Genomic DNA, 17721 nt, shown 5'->3' with positions numbered 1-17721 from the left:
CCGTTAAAAAGCTCTACGAAAATTACAATTTATGGAAAAGGGGGTGAAAAGTTGAATGTTGTTGGGTATATACGAGTCTTGATTCAAGGACAAGCAAGAGATGGATACAGCTTGAAATATCAAGAAGATGAAATCAAAGCATACTGTGAAGTAAATAACTTGAACTTGATTCATATTTTTAAATATGAAGGAATAAGTGGCGCTAAACTAAATGAAGAAGCACTAGAGATAGACAGGGTGGGCTTACAGGAAATGTTGGCTCACCTTTCGTCTGTCCACGTTGATTATGTGGTAGTGCTCAACACAAGCCGATTATGGCGGTCGGATATTGTAAAGGTACTGATTCAACGCGAGTTGAAGAAATATGGTTATGATATTAAAAGCATTGAACAGCCATTTTACAGCATCCATAATATACTGGTCGATACAACAACTGGTCACTAGAAGAAATGCATTAGTAAAGGCACAAGGTGCTTTAAAGAACCAACTGCATATTCAATTAAGTCACCACTATCCAAGCTATAAAAAGTTTTTTTCAGAAGTAGATGGAAAAACAGCATTGGCATTTTGGGAACGATACCCTTCACCATCTTGTTTAGAAGGTGTGAGTGCAAAACAGTTGACCACCTTTTTATTAAAAGTGAGCAACAATACTTGTTCGGTGAAAAAGGCGAATGAAATATTGAAGCTAGTGAAAGAGGATGGGAATACAACAAAAGAACATCAAGAAACACGAGACTTTTTGGTAGAAAGCATTGTACGCCACATTTTATTTGGAAAGCAGGAAATAGGCAAGGTGGAAAGAGAATTAAAAGAGTTAATGAGTTTATTAAACTTTCAACTAGACTCCATGCCAGGCATTGACCTCGTAACAGCTTCAGCTTTAATTGCAGAGATAGGTCATTTAAGACGCTTTCCTAATGCGAATAAATTAGCACGATTTGCGGGTATTGCGCCTGTTTTCTTTGGCTCTGGTGGGAAAGGCAAGGAACATAAAAGCAAACAGGGAAATCGGGCGCTGCACGCTTTATTTTATAACCTCGCCGTACAGCAAGTGCAAGTAGCAAAAGGGAGTAAACTTCCAAGAAACCCGGTGTTTCATGCTTACTACCAAAAGAAACTAAAAGAAGGTAAAACAAAGGGACAAGCATTGGTTTGCATTATGAGAAGGCTTATGAATATTATTTATGGCATGATGAAGCATAAAACAGCCTATGAATTACCGATAATAAAAGAGAAAGAAGTAGTTTAATAAGGTAATAAACGGCTGAATTTTTATTATTAGATTTTAAGATTACAACATAGGGTACGGGTAATTCTAGCACTCCTGGCCAAGGATATCATAATGAAACTTATGCTCCAAGATCAGTTAAACCACAAGATGCAACGGGTAAGTGGGATGAGTTCTTAGGGCCTGGTGAACATACAAATATTCATTCTAGAACTGGTCAACCTGACCCTGACAAGGATAGTATCCGAAGATGGAAAAAGAAGTATTCGATATGGTAACCATGAAATGAACAGTAGTCCTACAAAACACCATTATCATGAGGAAACGTGGACGTATGACTCAATTGATGATGTAATGAATGTAGACAATTCTGTTGTTCGTGTTCCAAGTCCAAAGAAGGTGAAGAAATGAAAGTAGTAATAAAAAGCTACGAGGAAAGTAACGAGGAAATAAAGGTGGCATTTTCCTCAAATTTTGGGGAGGGTATAGCTTTGTGGCAGGGCGCGATTCCAAAGGAGGGCAACTCCTACGATGTTGAGTTAGAAATTCCAAACCTATTAAAATGGGATAAGGATATCCAGGAGACAAAATCGCATTGTTATTTAATAGAAATATTAGATAACAGGGTTTGTTTTGAAGGGAAACTTGAATCATTTAGTGAAGAGGATAGTTGTTGTGTAGTTCGTTTAGGCGACAGTATCATACTTCTTGAAACTGAAGGAGTTCCTTCGGAGGTACAAAGTTATCTAAGATTTGAAACAGACAATATAATACTCTATGAGAATAATATATAATTACACTAGGTAGTAACTTTATTCCAGACAGAGCTGCTCATGACAAAACAATTAAATTTGGAAGGCCCCTTAGAATTGGGCTATTAGGAATGAAGATTCTTAAGAGGAAGAAGTTATAATATTTAATTATCTTTTCGAGGATAGTATTGAGTTGTTAAACCTTGACTGGCTATATGCCTTTCAAGGTTTCTTACTTTAATTTATATTAATTCAGCTGATATTTGAGTGAGACAACAAGAACAAATGATTTGTTTGAGAATCGAGAGTTCATGAAGGTAGTACCATTATAGAGTTCGGTTTTCAAGTAGGATAGAGTGACAAGTACGATAATTAAGTGAGATGACATTGTACATGGCAGGGGTACTTACTACATTGAATGGCAAACAAACTAACGAACATAACAAAGCTCGTGGCCATAAACAAGGATATAAATAGTTTTTTAATTGTGTATAGTTAAAGATATCCTTGAAATTGAATTAATAACTCATGAAGGCAAGCCATCAAAAGATGTTATTTCAATACTAATGATATAAGATCGAGAAAAGGCGAGATGATTTTTTACTTACAAGGACTACTTTAGGGAAGGCTTAAATAACAAATAAATAAGATTAAGCAAGCTAAAGAGTTTAAAAGTTACACTTGCCATGTGATAAAAAATGATGTCACATTGTCAACATCAAAAATTACTTACAAAACTAGCGAGCGTTAAAAAAGGAAAATAAATAACCTTAAAGCACTTGATTGTTTCTGACAGACGACAAGTGCTTTTTACCTGTTTAAATATGTAAAATTACAAGCTATCTCCACCGTCGCCGACTTTATACCAGTCGTCAGCAACGTCAAAGCAATCTACGAAGCCACCGTCGGAAAAAATCCGTTTACAGGCAGGAAATTAGAGGCCTGGGAACGAGGCGCCTCAGCCGCAAGTATATTGGGCGGCCCAATCGTCAAAGGCATCAAGCATGGCGGAAAAGCTGTGGTGGGCATCATTAAAAATAGCGGCAAATCGACCAAAAAACCAGCAGCGGCTACAAAACCAAAAGACACGACCACTCTGAGCCAGAAGAAACAAGAGAATAAGCCAAAGCCGAATACAACGCCGGGGCCGGCTGGTAATAAGAAACAGACGAATTCAACTGCGCAGAATGGTAATAAGCCTGCAGCGGCGAAACAGCAGGGTACGGATAAAAATACAATTAAGGGTACGGGTAATCTTTCATATACACAAAAAGTAGATAAATATCAAGAAAGGACCCAGGCTATCCGTGATAATTTACCATCAAAATATAAGAAATATGGTAACGTTGCAGTAGCGGATGTTAATATTTCTGGACTTAAGTCAGAATTTAAAGCGCATAGTAGAATTCATAAAGAATATGAAGGTGGTTTTTCATATGTCATTGGTGAAGGTAAATTTCCAGCTAAGTCAGTTAACCATAAAGGAGAAACAGATGCACCAAATGCGTTCTTAAGAGCTAATGATACTGAATGTAAAATCCTTGAAGATATATCAAGGCAATTAGGCGATGATAAGACTGTTAAGGGAACAATTGATTTATTTACGGAGTTACCTGCTTGTGGAAGTTGTACAGATATAATTTTGCAGTTTAGAAAAGAATATCCGAATATCAAATTAAATGTATACTCGGGAGAATTTAAAGATTAGAAGGGAATGTATAAAATCAATGTTGAGTAGTTATGAAGAGCTTAATCAATATGTCATAGAAGATTTTGATGAATTTTTAAATGAAGGTTTATCTATTTCACAAGTAACTGAAAAACTTCTTGAAGAATACTATAGGGGGATAGTGAATAGTAAGGTTGAGAAATTAGTTATATATTTAAGAATTGCACTTTTGAGTATTGAAAGAAATTATCTTCGTGAAGATATTAAAGCTGAGTTAATGAGTATGATAAATGAACTCGAATCAATACCTACTAAAGAGGAAGTAGGTTCTGAAAATACAAAACAAATTTTATTAGACATCGAAATATTTAAAAAGAAATCTAAGGATGTTAATAAAATTTTATAGTAAGGAAAAATTAGAATTAGTTGAGGTAATAAACAATGCGGTGTTTAAAATTATGATATCATGAAGGCAGTGTGAGTATTACTAAACAATAAAAAGCGTGAGAAGTAAGCAATATGACATTTTACACAGTGAGGGTAGTAAGACCAGGAAATAGTAACAAACAAATGATACTGCCAATGCTCGTGGCGATAAATACAAGGTATAATATGACAGAGTCATTTAAAACTTGTTTACGGTTAAAGATTCCTTGAATTTGAATTAATAACTCATGAAGGCTAGACCATCAAGGAGTCCTATTTTAACAATAAAGCAATAAGAGCGAGAATAGGCGAGATGACATTTTACTTACAAGGGCCACTTATGGATGGTATTAGTAACAACACACGAGATTAAACATGCTAAAGGGTTTAAACGTTACACTTGCCAAGTAGTATAAAAGATGTCATACTGTCGATATAAAATTACTTATAAAACTTTCAAATATATTAATAAATTTAGAAAATTTATAAACTTAAAGCACTTGATTGTCTATAACAGGCGACAAGTGCTTTTTCGTATTTCTATATTCATAGATAGAGAAGATGATGATTATTTAATTAGTGTACTAAGTGTTAAATTTTATACAAGTACTAGCATACAAGGGGAGGAGCAGGCAATGGAAATAGAGGTTTCGATAGATAAGTTTGTTATAGATTATAAGGATGTACCACATTCAGCATTTTTACGTGTTTATATGGTGGGGGTGCAGAAATATAAAGTGAAAATGAAGATTTATAGTGGAACATATAGCTATGAACTGCACATGCGGAAAAGTGACGATGTATACATTCATTTATATTTTAAAAACTTTAGAGAAACAGAAGGTCACTTACATACCCTAAGGATTGAGACAAGGCCAGAGCATTACTCACATTTCAAAGAAATACTAGAGAGGATAGGAATACGAGCAAGCCGAGTAGAATTTGTAAGCTGTGATGTAGCGTATGATATACAAACGGGCTTGGAAAATATAGTGGTGATACCGACAGACGCACGGAGGAATATGACACACTTTGATACAACACGGTATTTTGGTAGAAGTGACCAACGTAAACGGAATGGTTTCTGTAGGATTTATGATAAACGACTAGAACTAGCAAGGAATAAAGGAATTTATTTAGCACATGAATTAAGCCGAATAGAAGTGGTGTACAAGGTAAATGAGCAAGTACTGCTTAAAGACCTCATGAAACATCCACCAAAACAGAATGAACACTATTTTGCGGCGGTGGTCATAGATTGGGAAGAATTTAAGAAAAAACAACAAGAACGGGTAGCTAGCATGCGAGATGGAAGAGATATGTATACACAGTATATACGAAGGGAAATAAAAAAGACCCTTACGAATTAGTATCGATTGGACTTCGACGAATTAGCAAGGGTGGAGTGAAAAAGATTGATAGAAGAACCAAGTTCAATAGTTCTGCGAGTGAGTTAATCGTTTATCTCCAATACAAGTAGATCTTGGATCGAGACATGTAATGTGTCGCACAAAGCTGAAAGGGTACTTATATGCAGACGTTGTATGGGTTGTGTACATAAATCATTGACGGTATTAGGACGCAATGAGGTTTGCTTGGCCAGTTGCCGACGGCTCATTTGTTTTTCAATTAAAATTTCATTGAGACGTAGACGAATAGTAGAAGACATAATAAAAACACCTCTATGTTAGATTGTAAGGTTATGTATAGTGTACGACCATACTAGAGAAAAAACGACTGTAAAATAAAGGGTTGTGCAGAATTTGGGTAAGGTCGTACAGTATGTTGTAACGGATATACGTTACACACAAGTTATCCGCAAAAAACGGGTAAGCGTTACAGGGACTTTAATTGCTGTAACGGGAGGGGCATTATGAAAGAGAAAGTAGTTGGTTATGTACGAGTTTCAACAGAAGGGCAAGTACGTGAAGGATATAGTTTAGCGTATCAAGTAGAAGAGATTGAAAGGTATTGTGACGAAAGTAAGCTACAATTGCTCCACATATATGAAGATAGAGGACTCAGCGGAGCGACAGTTGATGAAGATGGATTAACTATGGAGCGAGAAGGCTTGCAAGAGCTATTGGCAGATATAGAATATCATCAAGTAAGTCAAGTAATTGTATTAAATACGTCTCGTTTGTGGCGCTCTGATATGGCAAAAGTATTGATACAACGAGAGTTGAAAAAATATAACGCAGATGTGAAAGCAATTGAGCAGCCAAATTACAGCATCTACACACATGAACCAAATGATTTTTTAGTGAATGGGATGTTGGAGCTATTAGACCAATGTCAACGATTAGAGATTGCATTGAAACTAAGTAGGGGCAGAAAGAAAAAAGCTGAACAAGGTGGCTATGCAGGTGGTGGTGTCATGTTTGGTTATACAGTACAGAAAGGGCGAAAAGTATTAGAAGTGGATACAGAGAAAGCGATCGTTGTACGGAGGCTATTTGAATTAAGACATTTTTTTAAACATTGGTCACTATCTCAATTGGCAGAACAGCTCAACATGGAAGGCCATCGAACAGAGAAAGGGAAACGATTTACAAAAGTACAAGTGAAACGCATTTTAGACCGAGAAAGCTTTTATCGGGGAATTTATACATATGGGCAAATTCAAGCAAATGGGCAACACCCTGCAATAATTTGAAGGGCTACTTAAAAAAGGTGCTCATTTACTTATATATCTTCATATAACGGTGAAAATGGATAGGCTTTCGTCCCAATGCGCACCAGTTGGTGAACGCTCGAACTAAGGTTGCCGGCATTTTCATTCCATTGAATAGGAGGATAAGTTAATGCACGAAAGACAGAAGCATTTTTATGTGGGGGTAGATTTACATAAGCAACACCATGTGGCGGTTATTATTAATTGTTGGCAAGAAAAACTAGACGAAATAAAGTTTGAAAATAAACCTTCTGCTTTTTCAACTTTTTTATTGGATATTTATAAACATATGGAGGATGGTTTGACACCCATTTTTGGTTTAGAAGATGTTGGAGGTTATGGGAGAGCGTTAGCTAAATATTTAGCAGACCATGAACAAATTGTAAAAGAAGTGAATCCAGCTCTTTCATACGCTGAACGAAAAAGCCATATGACCACACAAAAAATCGATAGTTGGGATGCAGAATGTGTAGCCAGAATTTTGGTGAACAAACTAGAGCAGTTACCAGACGCTAAACCACATGATTTATATTGGTCGATACAACAACTGGTCACTAGAAGAAATGCATTAGTAAAGGCACAAGGAGCTTTAAAGAACCAACTGCATATTCAATTGAGCCACCATTACCCGAGCTATAGAAAGTTTTTTTCAGAGGTAGATGGAAAAACAGCATTGGCATTTTGGGAACGATACCCGTCTCCACCATGTATAGAAGAAGTAACTGTTAAGCAATTGACCATATTTTTATTAGAAGCTAGAAGCAATACATGTTCGGTGAAAAAAGCGAGTGAAATTTTAAAATTGGTGAAAGAGGATGGAAACACAATAAGAGAACACCAAGAAACACGAGACTTTCTAGTAAAGAGCATCGTCCGAGACATTTCATTAAAGAAACAGGAAATGCGCTATGTGGAGCGAGAATTAAAAGGGTTAATGAGTTTACTAGACTTTCAACTAGAAACAATGCCTGGCATAGATCTCGTTACAGCTTCGGCTTTAATTGCAGAAATAGGTGATGTACGCCGTTTTCCAAATGCCAACAAATTAGCACGATTTGCGGGCATTGCGCCTGTTTACTTTGGTTCTGGTGGGAAAGGAAGGGAACAAAAAAGCAAGCAAGGAAATCGGGCGCTACACGCTTTATTTTACAACTTAGCCGTACAGCAAGTACAAGTAGCAAAAGGAAGTAAGCTGCCAAGGAATCCAGTATTCCATGCATACTACCAACGGAAACTAAAAGAAGGCAAAACAAAAGGACAAGCATTGGTTTGTATAATGAGACGGCTTGTAAACATTATATACGGCATGATGAAACACAAAACAGCCTATGAATTGCCGATAATAAAAGAGGAAAAAGTAGTAGTTTAATAAGGTTGAAGATAGATTGTTTTTTAATAGTGGATTTTAAGATTACAACATAGGGTACGGGTAATGCTGTTCAGGAAACAACAGAAACGAATTTTATCATATTTAATAAAACACATAAAAATGCAGCACCAAAGCCACGAGGAAAAGGTCCAAATGATGGTAAACTAGAATCACACCACGGTTTACAAGGAGAATGGGCAAAAGAGAATTTAAAGCAGTATGGATATGATTATAAAAAGGCACCTACAGTAACAATTGAGACGAAAAAAGGCTTGCCACATACAATTATCACTAACCGACAAAATGCTAGAAGAGATGGTAGAGTTTCTGAGGGGAAAGGCAAGTGGAGTTCGACTCTACAAGAAGAACTTCAAAACACTTTGAAGGATTTTAAAGCTACAGGATTCACTAAAGAAACGATAGAAAAAGTAATGGAACAGCAATATAAAATGCTAGATAAACTTAAAGTACCTTATAAAAGGATTGATTTGAATGAGTATTATTGATGAAATAAGTAACCTGTTTTCAATAGAAGCTAAAGAGTTACCTGCAACAGAGATGGAGATTAAGGAACTTATTGATTTCTCTTCAATAGAGATTCCCGCTGACTATATTGAAATTGTAAAACTTGCTACGGAAATTGAAATTAATGTGAAAAATGAAATGTATATACGTATTTGGGGACCATCAGACTGTATTGAAATGAATGAAGCTCATTATATTCAAAAATATATTCCAAACTCACTTGCAATTGGGGATGACGAGGGTGGGAACGTTTTGATATATTTGGAAGGTAAAGGCGGCTTCGGCCTTTATATGGTTGGATTTGGAAATTTAGATATGGTTGATGCAGTGAAAATCGCACCTTCACTTAGGGATTTATTAGTAAACAATATAGGAATAGATGAGGTAATGAGTGGATATGTATAATTATCAATTATGGAAAGTAGGTAAAAATCCTAGGAGGTATTTATGGTTAGGGATGACCTGAGAAGCAATGAAAAAGAAGAATTTAATAATGTTTTCGCTACAATTTATAATGTAGAGTTACTATTTGAAGAAGAGCCTTTCTTCTTGATAGATCGAATAGCTGAAGAACTGAATGAAATTTGTGGTAAAGATGTAGTGAAAATGAAATCAATGAATTCGAGAAAGAAATAGGACACCGTTTTCCGAACATGTATCGTAACTTTTTGTTAGAAATAGGTCATCGTGCAGGTTTGTTATTTCAAGGCACAGATATCTTCTTAGGAAGTATAAAGGAATTAACGAAAGAAGCAAAGGGGTTGCTAGAAGAAAACCAAGAATCCTTCAATTTACCAGAGGATGCTTTTGTATTTTCTATGCATCAAGGTTATGAATTTAATTATTTTAGATTTAGTGAAGGAGATAACCCTCCAGTATATCAATATATAGAGGGTGAGGGAGAACCTAAGTTAGCCTGGGATAGTTTCAGTAGTTTCCTTTCAGATCAGATTAATATTACCTCTGAATTTGTCAGAGGATAAAAGTTGTGTGACTATACTTTTTAAAATGATTGTTAATTAATGGGGGTTACTCTAATAGAGAATAGCTTTATATTATGGTAGGAAGTTTACGCTTAAAAGAGGAATTCTAGACATTATCATACATGTCGAATATTAAAACTCGATTATTAGTCTTATAATTAGTACTCTTAAACGATAAAATAATTATTAAAAACTAATAGAGATTAGAATCTCCTAAAGATAATGTGAGGAAAATTGAATTTGATAAATTTATTAGAAAATTTCCTGGATTAGAAATTATCTCAAATAATAACTTCCAACTAATTTTTATTATGACAAGGTTGCCTGAAGATTAGCAATTTGCCTAGCAAAAGAAGACGGTATGTTATCAGATAGATAGGTTTGCATCATAGTAACTAAAAAATTCCCCTGATTGGCTAAATGCTTTTCAGGGTTTTTTCCTTTAATTACATTAAATCGGTAGCCGACCCTATACCGGTCGTCAGCAACGCCAAAGCGATCTACGAAGCCACCGTCGGAAAAGATCCGTTTACAGGCAGGAAATTAGAGGCCTGGGAACGAGGCGCCTCGGCCGCAAGTATATTGGGCGGCCCAATCGTCAAAGGCATCAAGCATGGCGGAAAAGCTGTAGTGGGCATCGTTAAAAATGGCAGCAAGTCTACTAAAAAAACAACAGCGGCTTCAAAACCAAAAGACACTCCAAAGCAGAAGAAGCAAGAGGAAAAGAAAAAGTCCGATACACTGCAGTTGCCGGTTGTTAATAAGAAACAGACGAATTCAACTTCACAGAATGGTAATAAGCCAGTAACTACGAAACAGCAGAACACAGGCGCGGGTAATGCGGTACCACCTAAGGCAAAGCCTAGTAATATTGAAGTTGAAAAATATGGTAAACTTAAAAATGATAAATCGACATCAGGACAAGCACATCATCTAAATCAAGATGCTGCATTTAGAACTGTCATACCGAAAAAAGAAGGTATGTCGGTAAAATTAGAGGGTAACGCACTTAAAGATGTTGGTACTCCTCATTTTAACGCTCATAAAACAATGGAGGAATTTTGGTCGCAATATAGGAAGGGTGGAGAAAAGTACCGAGAAACACCGACATGTGGAGAATATACAAAAGCATTATATAAGTCGTTACAAGATGCTGGCTTATCAAAAGAGGATGCATTTTATGCAACAAAAGAAGCAATCAAACAACGCCGGCAGTATGGATTAACATATGATACGCCTGTCCCTAGAATCCCTGGCCCTATGAATAGTTTGAAGAAGTTTTTATTTAAAAATATACCATAGTTAGGATGAAAACTAATGATTATTGAAAAAGAAATTATTGATAGAATTTGTAGTATTGATTGGTTTTCAAATTGCGGGAATTCATGTGGTATTAGTACTCAGCTTACTATTGTTGAGGAAGTTAATTGGAAAAAAGCCATGAAGCATTCTCAAAGTAGATATTGGGAAGAGATTACCTTGGAAGCAAGCAATGAACTAACTGAATTTTTAGCTGTAAATGCACCCGCGAAATATAAAGAGTGGAATAAAATAGTTAGAGAAGGTAAAGGAATAATAGAAAAATCTGTAGTTCCTGAAATAACCGAATATCTTAACCGGCAAGGGTTATCTCATACAATTTTAGATAATGTAAAATGGGATATTATAAGTGCTATAATGGAACATACTTATAGGATGGAGAAAGAGCCATTCTTTTTCTTAGAATTACTTAAAGTATACGAAGCCGGTAACTTTCCGTGTGGATGGAGAGGAAGCTGGCCAAATGGTAAACTAATTGTTTATTGAAATAAATTGATATGAATAATAGAACGAATGGAGAATTGCTATGCCGGGATTTTTTGAATTAAGTAATTCAGACAAATTAAAAATCGAAGAAGCAAAAGATGAGGTAATTTTTATCTCTAACAAGATATTTACGCTCATTGATAAGAAATTTGAGGACACTACTGAGCTTGAACGCCAAGTATTAGCAACGTTTTGCTTTGGGATGATCAATGCTATTGTATTTAAAAAAGAGCTCAATCATTTACAGACACATTCTATTGCTTCTACCTTATTGACTACTGTGTTCCATTATAGTGAAGAGCAAGCCGAGGATTTTACACAGGAGTTGATAAATTCGACAGATGAAAGCTATCATCCAGTAATGTTTTCAATTATTCGCAGAGGATTAAATGGTTATCAACAGTATGAAAGTAAAGAAAAGAAACAGCTACAAGCGAATGTTTTAGAGGTTTTAGCTATTGTAAATGAAGACTGATAGTAAAACGATTTTGTAAATTCCCTAGGTGAGTACCCATGCTTATCTAGGGTTTTATTTTTGTTGAATTGTCATAACACGTAACGTACAAAATGCGATTAAACAAAAATCCTTTGGACAATATTGGTATCTAAAACGGTCAGAAAAGCCACGAAGAAAGCGGTCATTGCTGCCAAGAATATGGATATCAAGCAAGCTGTCTACACCGTCGCCGACTTTATACCAGTCGTCAGCAACGTCAAAGCAATCTACGAAGCCACCGTCGGAAAAAATCCGTTTACAGGCAGGAAATTAGAGGCCTGGGAACGAGGCGCCTCAGCCGCAAGTATATTGGGCGGCCCAATCGTCAAAGGCATCAAGCATGGCGGAAAAGCTGTAGTGGGCATCGTTAAAAATGGCAGCAAGTCTACTAAAAAAACAACAGCGGCTACAAAACCAAAAGACACGACCACTCCGAGCCAGAAGAAACAAGAGAATAAGCCAAAGCCTAATACAACGCCGGGGCCGGCTGGTAATAAGAAACAGACAACTTCAACTCCGCAGAATGGTAATAAGCCTGCAGCGGCGAAACAGCAGGGTAAGGGTAATGATATAACTAAAGGCTCTTACTCTAGTTTTAGAGATTTAATGTCCTTAGAAGAAACTACACGATACGATAAATATTGGTATAATTTGGGTGTAGATAAAGCGACAAAGGCAAGAGATGCTAAATTGGCGGAAATTGGGACTTGGAGTAATACTAAAAAGAATGATATCACCACTGTAGTAGGAGGGGTTGACCTCAATACAGGGAAAGTTGCAGTGGGTACAAAAAGTAGTAAGCAATATTCTGGAAAACCTATTTATGCTGAGGATTTAGTTGTTGAGCAATTAGGAGGGAACCATCAAAATATTATTATGACAGATGCTATTAGACCGAGAAAGGGAAGCAGTATTCCAGTATGTAAAAGATGGCAAACCAAACTTCCGGAAAAATAATTTATTGAGGGGACGGAGTGTGATTAATGAATATAGAAGAGTTATATAAAGAGTCAGAATGTTGCATGGAATTCAGTAACCAGGAAATTTTGGATTATTTTATCCAACCACTAAAGGATAACCCAAATGTACTGATTAAGATTTTATCGGAAGACAAGGAAATTTCAGAATTTGAAGACGAAAAAATTGAGATAGTTTGTCTGGATGGAGATAAAGAAGAACTATATATTAGTTTTATGGGTTGCCAAACTTCAATATTTATTAAAAACGAAGAAATAATGTTCATCGATGAAAAAGCAAAAGGTAATTATACAACAAGTGATACAAAATATAATGTTGTGTATGAAGGTATTCTTAGGACATTGACACATAAAGAAATACTTATGTTGTTTGTTGATTTTATAAATTGCTTTATAGGTGTAAATGATATTTGTATTTATGAAGAAGTAATAGATGGTAGTCATTCTTATCCAAAATGTAACTATCGGATACAGATTAAAAAGGAATGGGCTGGAAAGAAAAAAATAAGATTCGAAAATATTTACCTAGACCTCGAATAATAATTTTGAAAATAGGTGAAACTTTTCTTCTTCAACTTTGGATTAAATAGAGTATTCTTGTCGAGCGGCATTAGAAAGTTGTCACCGTCTTTTATTTTTGTAGAGACATATTATAAAAGGTAGTAGCTCTTTTAGTTACCTGTATTATTAAACCTTGATTGGCTATTCGCCTTTTAAGGTTTTTTTACTTTAATTACATTAAATCGGGGCCGTCTTTATACTGGTTGTCAGCAACGCCAAAGCGATCTATGAAGCCACCGTCGGAAAAGATCCGTTTACAGGCAGGAAATTAGAGGCCTGGGAACGAGGTGCCTCAGCCGCAAGTATATTGGGCGGCCCAATCGTCAAAGGCATCAAGCATGGCGGAAAAGCAGCGGCAGGCATCATTAAAAATAGCGGCAAGTCTACTAAAAAAACAACAGCGACTTCAAAACCGAAAGACACGACCACTCCGAGCTAGAAGAAACAAGAAAATAAGCCAAAGCCTAATACAACGCAGGAGCCGGCAGGTAATAAGAAACAGAAGACTTCAACTGCGCAGAATAAAGATAATTCTAGGCTGAATGAAGTTAAAACATTTGTAGATGTAGGACAACAATTTAAAAATGGTAGAAAAAATAGATTAAAGCCCAATGTGAGATATAAAACAGGCGAATATGATTATTTTTATGAAACAGATAATTTAGGTGGAATTTCTAAATTCGAAACAGATAGTTTACAATTAACTAAAAGAGAAGAAAGATTGTCACATAGTAGAAATACTCCAGGTAAAATAAAAGGTAAAGATCATGCAGGGCATTTAGTAGGTGACCGATTTGGAGGATTACCTAAAATTGATAATTTGGTTTCTCAATTATCTGATGTTAATCTAAAGCAATATAAAAAAATTGAAGACAAATGGGCTGCAGCATTAAAAGAAACACCACCTAAAAAAGTAACGGTTGATGTTGAAATAATTTATTCTGGGAAGGATATGCGACCAGACAAATTTATAGTGAATTACTTTATTGATGGTAAGCCGGGTTCCAAAGAGCTTCAAAACTAATCAAAGGAGTGAAATAGCAGTTTGAAAAAATTTGAAGAGAGATTTAGTGAATTACAAGCAGATATGATAGCAATATGTATGGAATATGTGGAAGATAGAGCTGAAAAAGTATACGTTTACGCTTCACGTGAAGAAGGAGTTACTTCGAGTAGTTATTTTTACTTAATTAATAATAAGTATGTAGAATGTCATAAAGTGAATGACGCTTTGGCTGACGGGAATGAAAAATATGATGTTTCCCCTCAACGAATGCTGAGGGTATTACGCATAATAAATGAAGATATAGAAAAAGCGGCGAAATTGTGCGAAGAATATGAGAGGGATATGCCAACTGAGATGAAGTTAATATACGATGTTAAAACTGGTAATTTTAAAGCGGAGTACAAGTATGACTTAGTTTATACACATGACGATATTAAAACAGCAGATGATATAGCGGATGAGTGGTTTGAGGAGATAAAAAATAATAACATTTAAACTAAGATGGGTTAGCTAAAAGTGGAGCATAAATGAACTATTTATTATTCATTTGTGCTCCACTTATTTGTAATATAATACAATTAATTATATTGATTTACAAATATATGAAATCATTTAAAAAATCAAGCTGCTGATGAATCAGTAAGTTTAGTTGTGTTTTCGATGCAACTGTAAACAGAAAAGCCTTTATTCCATGCACATAATTTAATGTGAATCGAAATCTATTGCTAACGCATATGTCTAAAGAAAGCAAATCCATTTAACCAAGTGAAAAGGCGTGATATAGAGAAATAATCTATTATATAGTGTTAATTATTTCATCTATCCAAACGCTAATTTAGAACTATATCGGAAATCTTTAATATAAAAAATACAATATTCTATCCTAAATTAAGAAAGTTATAAAAATAAGTAGCCGTTACAAAAAACAAGCTTGCATCAGTTCAAAGCCAGAAGAAACAAGAGAATAAGCCAAAGCCTAATATAACGCCGGCGCCGGCTGGTAATAAGAAACAGACGACTTCAACTCCGCAGAATGGTAATAAACCGGCAGCGGCGAAACAGCAGGGTACGGATAAAGGACTAGCTTCTAGAGGTTATAAACCAATTCCGGGTGGAAGAACTTTTGATGGTTTTGTGAAAAATAATGTGCCTATTGAAAAAGAAACTTTACTACATACAAAATCACCGAAATTTAATAATGTTAATGGTGATGCCCCAAGTCAGTTTAAACGCTTTGGATCTGATTGTCATGCTAACTTAGCACCACATGTACATCAACCCGCTAGAAATGCCGCACCGAATGGAAATATTTATGGCGGAATGGGTTCCAAAACGTCAAATGGTGGTGTAACAACACCACATGCAAAAGATATAAAATAATTATAAGGCTATTTAAAAACGGCGAATATCAAGAATAGGAGAAACAAAAAAATGGATGAAAACTTCGATTGTACACAATTTTTTTCCTTTGATACAAGTTTATCCATGCAAGAGATAGTATTGTTATTATCAGATTTGAAAAATCATGAGTTTCTAATTTTAAAAAGTGATGACATAAGGGAAGTTAAAAAAAGATATTTAGAAAAATATATGAGCTCTTATTTGATTGAACTAAAAAATAATAATTTTATAGGGGAATTGCAAGATTGGAGTAATTTTGAAAGCCCTCCTAGTATTGTGAAATTATTTTCTGATGTTTCAGAGAAAATTGCGAAGAATATCAATATAACAAATTACTCTATTTTCCTTTGCAAATTTGCACAAGAAAATGTTACTGAAGATAAAATTTTAGAAACAAAATCTAATGAGATTTTATCAGCTCTCTATAATATGTCTAACTTCAGTTACGATTTATGGATGGATAATCTTATCTTAAAAATAAATGAGTAACTTTAAAATGTTTTAGATTTTATATAATGAGACAGCCCGTAATCATTATATATGGCATGGTGAAGCAAAAACAGCCTAGGAATTACCGACAAAAAAAAGAAGATAATTTAAGATGACTTGTGATGAATTGAAGGCTATTTGATTATGATTACGAGATTAATAATGGTGATTGGGATACAGATTTGGTTCCGTTCCTTGACGTAAGTAATGGTAATTATTTATGTATAAGTAATAATGAGTTCAATAAACGATTAAGGCTTCAATCCCATGAATGTAATACCAGTCATAAGTACGAAGGGATAGCAGATACTTTTAAGGGAGCGAAAAAAGATGATTAATTATGGAGAACTTTATTATAATCACTATAATAAATTTTTAGGAGATCCAATTGACCGAGAAGTGTTTATGAATAATAAAGAAATGCCCAAAATACAAATTTTAAAATATGAAAATATATTTGAAGAATGTTTAGTTTATAATACTCTTGGTGTTAGTAAGTACGAGGGAATAATTGGCGAAAACATAGAAGTTTCTATGGTAGTTGACGGAGCATTTAATAGTACAGCATATATACTTGCGAATGTGTTATTTTATTGTATTGGTAATCAAATGAAGATGGGGAGAGGCATAGCGATAAGTGGTATTGAGAGCATTGATGTAAAGTTTGTTGAAAAATACGATAAGAGTGCAGTTTACGTTACTGACCCTTTTGCTTTCCCAGATGAATATTCCGAAGTTCTTACTGAGAGTAAAGATAATAAGAATGGCAGAGTTTTATTGGCATTTTTTATTTCACAATCAGAGTATGAGTATTTTGGAAAGTATGGTACTGAAAAATTTGAGGATTTGTTAGAAGAGAGAAATATCGATCCATTTAATGTTAGTAGAAAATCTGCAATCTAAATTTTTATTGGCAAAAAAACTATAGTGGTGAAGAATACTAAATATCCCTCGGAAAATGAAAGTCTACTAAAGCAGAAGTGATTAAAATATTAAAGGAAATAAGCAACAAACAGCCTGACAAATACTTAGAAAAAATTAACAATATTATTAAAATTAACAGATGTTGAGAATCTAACTTAAAGAGACGGATAAAGTTCAAACCTGAACTGAAATTACAAGTATTGTACAAAATACAATGCACCCTGTAGTAGAGAATGTTAATGATAAATTAGCTTCAAAATTCAAACCTGAAATACCTTGGAAATCAGGAACAAAAATCTAAGAAATTGAACAAATGCACGGTGAAATTGATAAAGCTTTAAAAGAATCTTTACATAGGATGGGAAAAGTAGACAAGAGAGGAGGACCAAATAATTTAACGTTTCGAATCTATAAACTGGAAGAATATAACCG

General features: G+C 35.0%; 24 protein-coding genes and 2 pseudogenes. 25 read left to right on the top strand and 1 reads right to left on the bottom strand.

The features are described from left to right. Positions 1-51 precede the first annotated feature (51 nt). From BOD01S_RS00995 to BOD01S_RS00970, 7 genes and pseudogenes are all read left to right on the top strand, one after another. A pseudogene (locus BOD01S_RS00995) lies at positions 52-411 on the top strand (recombinase family protein); the annotation flags it as partial. A 1-nt stretch (position 412) separates the two neighbouring features. After that, a pseudogene (locus BOD01S_RS22395) lies at positions 413-1252 on the top strand (IS110 family RNA-guided transposase); the annotation flags it as partial. Positions 1253-1516: 264 nt separating this feature from the next. Beyond that, positions 1517-1642 carry a hypothetical protein gene (locus tag BOD01S_RS23785; protein WP_280520953.1) on the top strand — a complete coding sequence of 42 codons (126 nt, stop codon included), beginning with the start codon at positions 1517-1519 and terminating at the stop codon, positions 1640-1642. After that, positions 1639-2025 (top strand): hypothetical protein, encoded by a 387-nt coding sequence (locus BOD01S_RS00985; RefSeq protein WP_036154785.1) that lies wholly within the window; start codon positions 1639-1641, stop codon positions 2023-2025. Before BOD01S_RS23785 ends, BOD01S_RS00985 begins: the two co-directional genes overlap by 4 nt. Before the next feature lie 772 nt (positions 2026-2797). Further along, on the top strand, positions 2798-3691 hold the full coding sequence (locus BOD01S_RS00980; RefSeq protein ID WP_322786780.1) for a deaminase domain-containing protein: 894 nt from the start codon (positions 2798-2800) through the stop codon (positions 3689-3691). Positions 3692-3713: 22 nt separating this feature from the next. Further along, positions 3714-4058: a hypothetical protein gene (locus BOD01S_RS00975; protein ID WP_169804307.1), complete on the top strand. Its 345-nt coding sequence runs from the start codon at positions 3714-3716 to the stop codon at positions 4056-4058. A 655-nt stretch (positions 4059-4713) separates the two neighbouring features. Then, entirely contained in the window at positions 4714-5448 is a 735-nt protein-coding gene (locus BOD01S_RS00970; protein ID WP_233153105.1) for a replication initiation protein, read from the top strand. A gap of 83 nt (positions 5449-5531) precedes the next feature. Here BOD01S_RS00970 and BOD01S_RS22390 read toward each other — a convergent pair whose 3' ends face one another. Further along, entirely contained in the window at positions 5532-5747 is a 216-nt protein-coding gene (locus BOD01S_RS22390; protein WP_081977956.1) for a helix-turn-helix domain-containing protein, read from the bottom strand. Between the two features lie 85 nt (positions 5748-5832). On the opposite strand from BOD01S_RS22390, the gene BOD01S_RS23780 reads away from it, so the two are divergent. The 18 genes from BOD01S_RS23780 to BOD01S_RS00885 all read left to right on the top strand — a co-directional run bounded on the left by BOD01S_RS23780 (position 5833) and on the right by BOD01S_RS00885 (position 17268). Beyond that, positions 5833-5955 (top strand): hypothetical protein, encoded by a 123-nt coding sequence (locus tag BOD01S_RS23780; RefSeq protein WP_088321738.1) that lies wholly within the window; start codon positions 5833-5835, stop codon positions 5953-5955. Further along, positions 5952-6734: a recombinase family protein gene (locus BOD01S_RS00965; RefSeq protein ID WP_036154781.1), complete on the top strand. Its 783-nt coding sequence runs from the start codon at positions 5952-5954 to the stop codon at positions 6732-6734. Before BOD01S_RS23780 ends, BOD01S_RS00965 begins: the two co-directional genes overlap by 4 nt. A 148-nt stretch (positions 6735-6882) precedes the next feature. Further along, positions 6883-8121: an IS110 family RNA-guided transposase gene (locus BOD01S_RS00960; protein WP_036154779.1), complete on the top strand. Its 1239-nt coding sequence runs from the start codon at positions 6883-6885 to the stop codon at positions 8119-8121. A 95-nt stretch (positions 8122-8216) separates the two neighbouring features. Beyond that, the gene (locus BOD01S_RS00955) at positions 8217-8627 is read left to right on the top strand and encodes a hypothetical protein (RefSeq protein ID WP_036154777.1); all 411 of its coding nucleotides are present in this window, start codon (positions 8217-8219) and stop codon (positions 8625-8627) included. Then, positions 8614-9051, top strand: coding sequence for an SMI1/KNR4 family protein (locus tag BOD01S_RS00950; protein ID WP_036154775.1), 438 nt, complete (start codon positions 8614-8616; stop codon positions 9049-9051). Before BOD01S_RS00955 ends, BOD01S_RS00950 begins: the two co-directional genes overlap by 14 nt. A gap of 42 nt (positions 9052-9093) precedes the next feature. After that, positions 9094-9282, top strand: a complete 189-nt coding sequence (locus BOD01S_RS00945; protein ID WP_036154773.1) for a hypothetical protein — start codon at positions 9094-9096, stop codon at positions 9280-9282. A 17-nt stretch (positions 9283-9299) separates the two neighbouring features. Further along, positions 9300-9629, top strand: coding sequence for an SMI1/KNR4 family protein (locus tag BOD01S_RS00940; RefSeq protein WP_233153104.1), 330 nt, complete (start codon positions 9300-9302; stop codon positions 9627-9629). A 420-nt stretch (positions 9630-10049) separates the two neighbouring features. Further along, positions 10050-10931: a pre-toxin TG domain-containing protein gene (locus BOD01S_RS00935; RefSeq protein ID WP_063180262.1), complete on the top strand. Its 882-nt coding sequence runs from the start codon at positions 10050-10052 to the stop codon at positions 10929-10931. A 15-nt stretch (positions 10932-10946) separates the two neighbouring features. Then, positions 10947-11435 (top strand): hypothetical protein, encoded by a 489-nt coding sequence (locus BOD01S_RS00930; RefSeq protein WP_036150111.1) that lies wholly within the window; start codon positions 10947-10949, stop codon positions 11433-11435. Between the two features lie 40 nt (positions 11436-11475). Further along, positions 11476-11910: an Imm48 family immunity protein gene (gene imm48, locus BOD01S_RS00925; RefSeq protein ID WP_052124648.1), complete on the top strand. Its 435-nt coding sequence runs from the start codon at positions 11476-11478 to the stop codon at positions 11908-11910. A 180-nt stretch (positions 11911-12090) separates the two neighbouring features. Next, the gene (locus tag BOD01S_RS00920; RefSeq protein WP_156475388.1) at positions 12091-12888 is read left to right on the top strand and encodes a pre-toxin TG domain-containing protein; all 798 of its coding nucleotides are present in this window, start codon (positions 12091-12093) and stop codon (positions 12886-12888) included. Between the two features lie 26 nt (positions 12889-12914). After that, positions 12915-13448, top strand: a complete 534-nt coding sequence (locus BOD01S_RS00915) for a hypothetical protein (RefSeq protein WP_036159588.1) — start codon at positions 12915-12917, stop codon at positions 13446-13448. Between the two features lie 202 nt (positions 13449-13650). After that, positions 13651-13908, top strand: coding sequence for a pre-toxin TG domain-containing protein (locus BOD01S_RS22385; RefSeq protein ID WP_081978077.1), 258 nt, complete (start codon positions 13651-13653; stop codon positions 13906-13908). 174 nt (positions 13909-14082) lie between these two features. Further along, positions 14083-14493, top strand: coding sequence for a DNA/RNA non-specific endonuclease (locus tag BOD01S_RS00905; RefSeq protein WP_233153063.1), 411 nt, complete (start codon positions 14083-14085; stop codon positions 14491-14493). A gap of 21 nt (positions 14494-14514) precedes the next feature. After that, the gene (locus BOD01S_RS00900) at positions 14515-14970 is read left to right on the top strand and encodes an immunity protein YezG family protein (RefSeq protein ID WP_036159582.1); all 456 of its coding nucleotides are present in this window, start codon (positions 14515-14517) and stop codon (positions 14968-14970) included. A 639-nt stretch (positions 14971-15609) separates the two neighbouring features. After that, positions 15610-15855, top strand: a complete 246-nt coding sequence (locus tag BOD01S_RS00895) for a hypothetical protein (RefSeq protein ID WP_036159581.1) — start codon at positions 15610-15612, stop codon at positions 15853-15855. A gap of 51 nt (positions 15856-15906) precedes the next feature. After that, positions 15907-16365, top strand: a complete 459-nt coding sequence (locus BOD01S_RS00890) for a hypothetical protein (RefSeq protein WP_036159579.1) — start codon at positions 15907-15909, stop codon at positions 16363-16365. Positions 16366-16695: 330 nt separating this feature from the next. Next, positions 16696-17268, top strand: coding sequence for a suppressor of fused domain protein (locus BOD01S_RS00885; RefSeq protein WP_036159577.1), 573 nt, complete (start codon positions 16696-16698; stop codon positions 17266-17268). The last annotated feature ends 453 nt before the right edge of the window (positions 17269-17721 follow it).

The organism is Lysinibacillus odysseyi 34hs-1 = NBRC 100172, from assembly GCF_001591965.1.
GTDB classification, from domain to species: Bacteria; Bacillota; Bacilli; order Bacillales_A; family Planococcaceae; genus Lysinibacillus_B; species Lysinibacillus_B odysseyi.
Note: the sequence above shows the minus strand (reverse complement) of the source record. Positions and strands in the feature narration are given on the sequence as shown.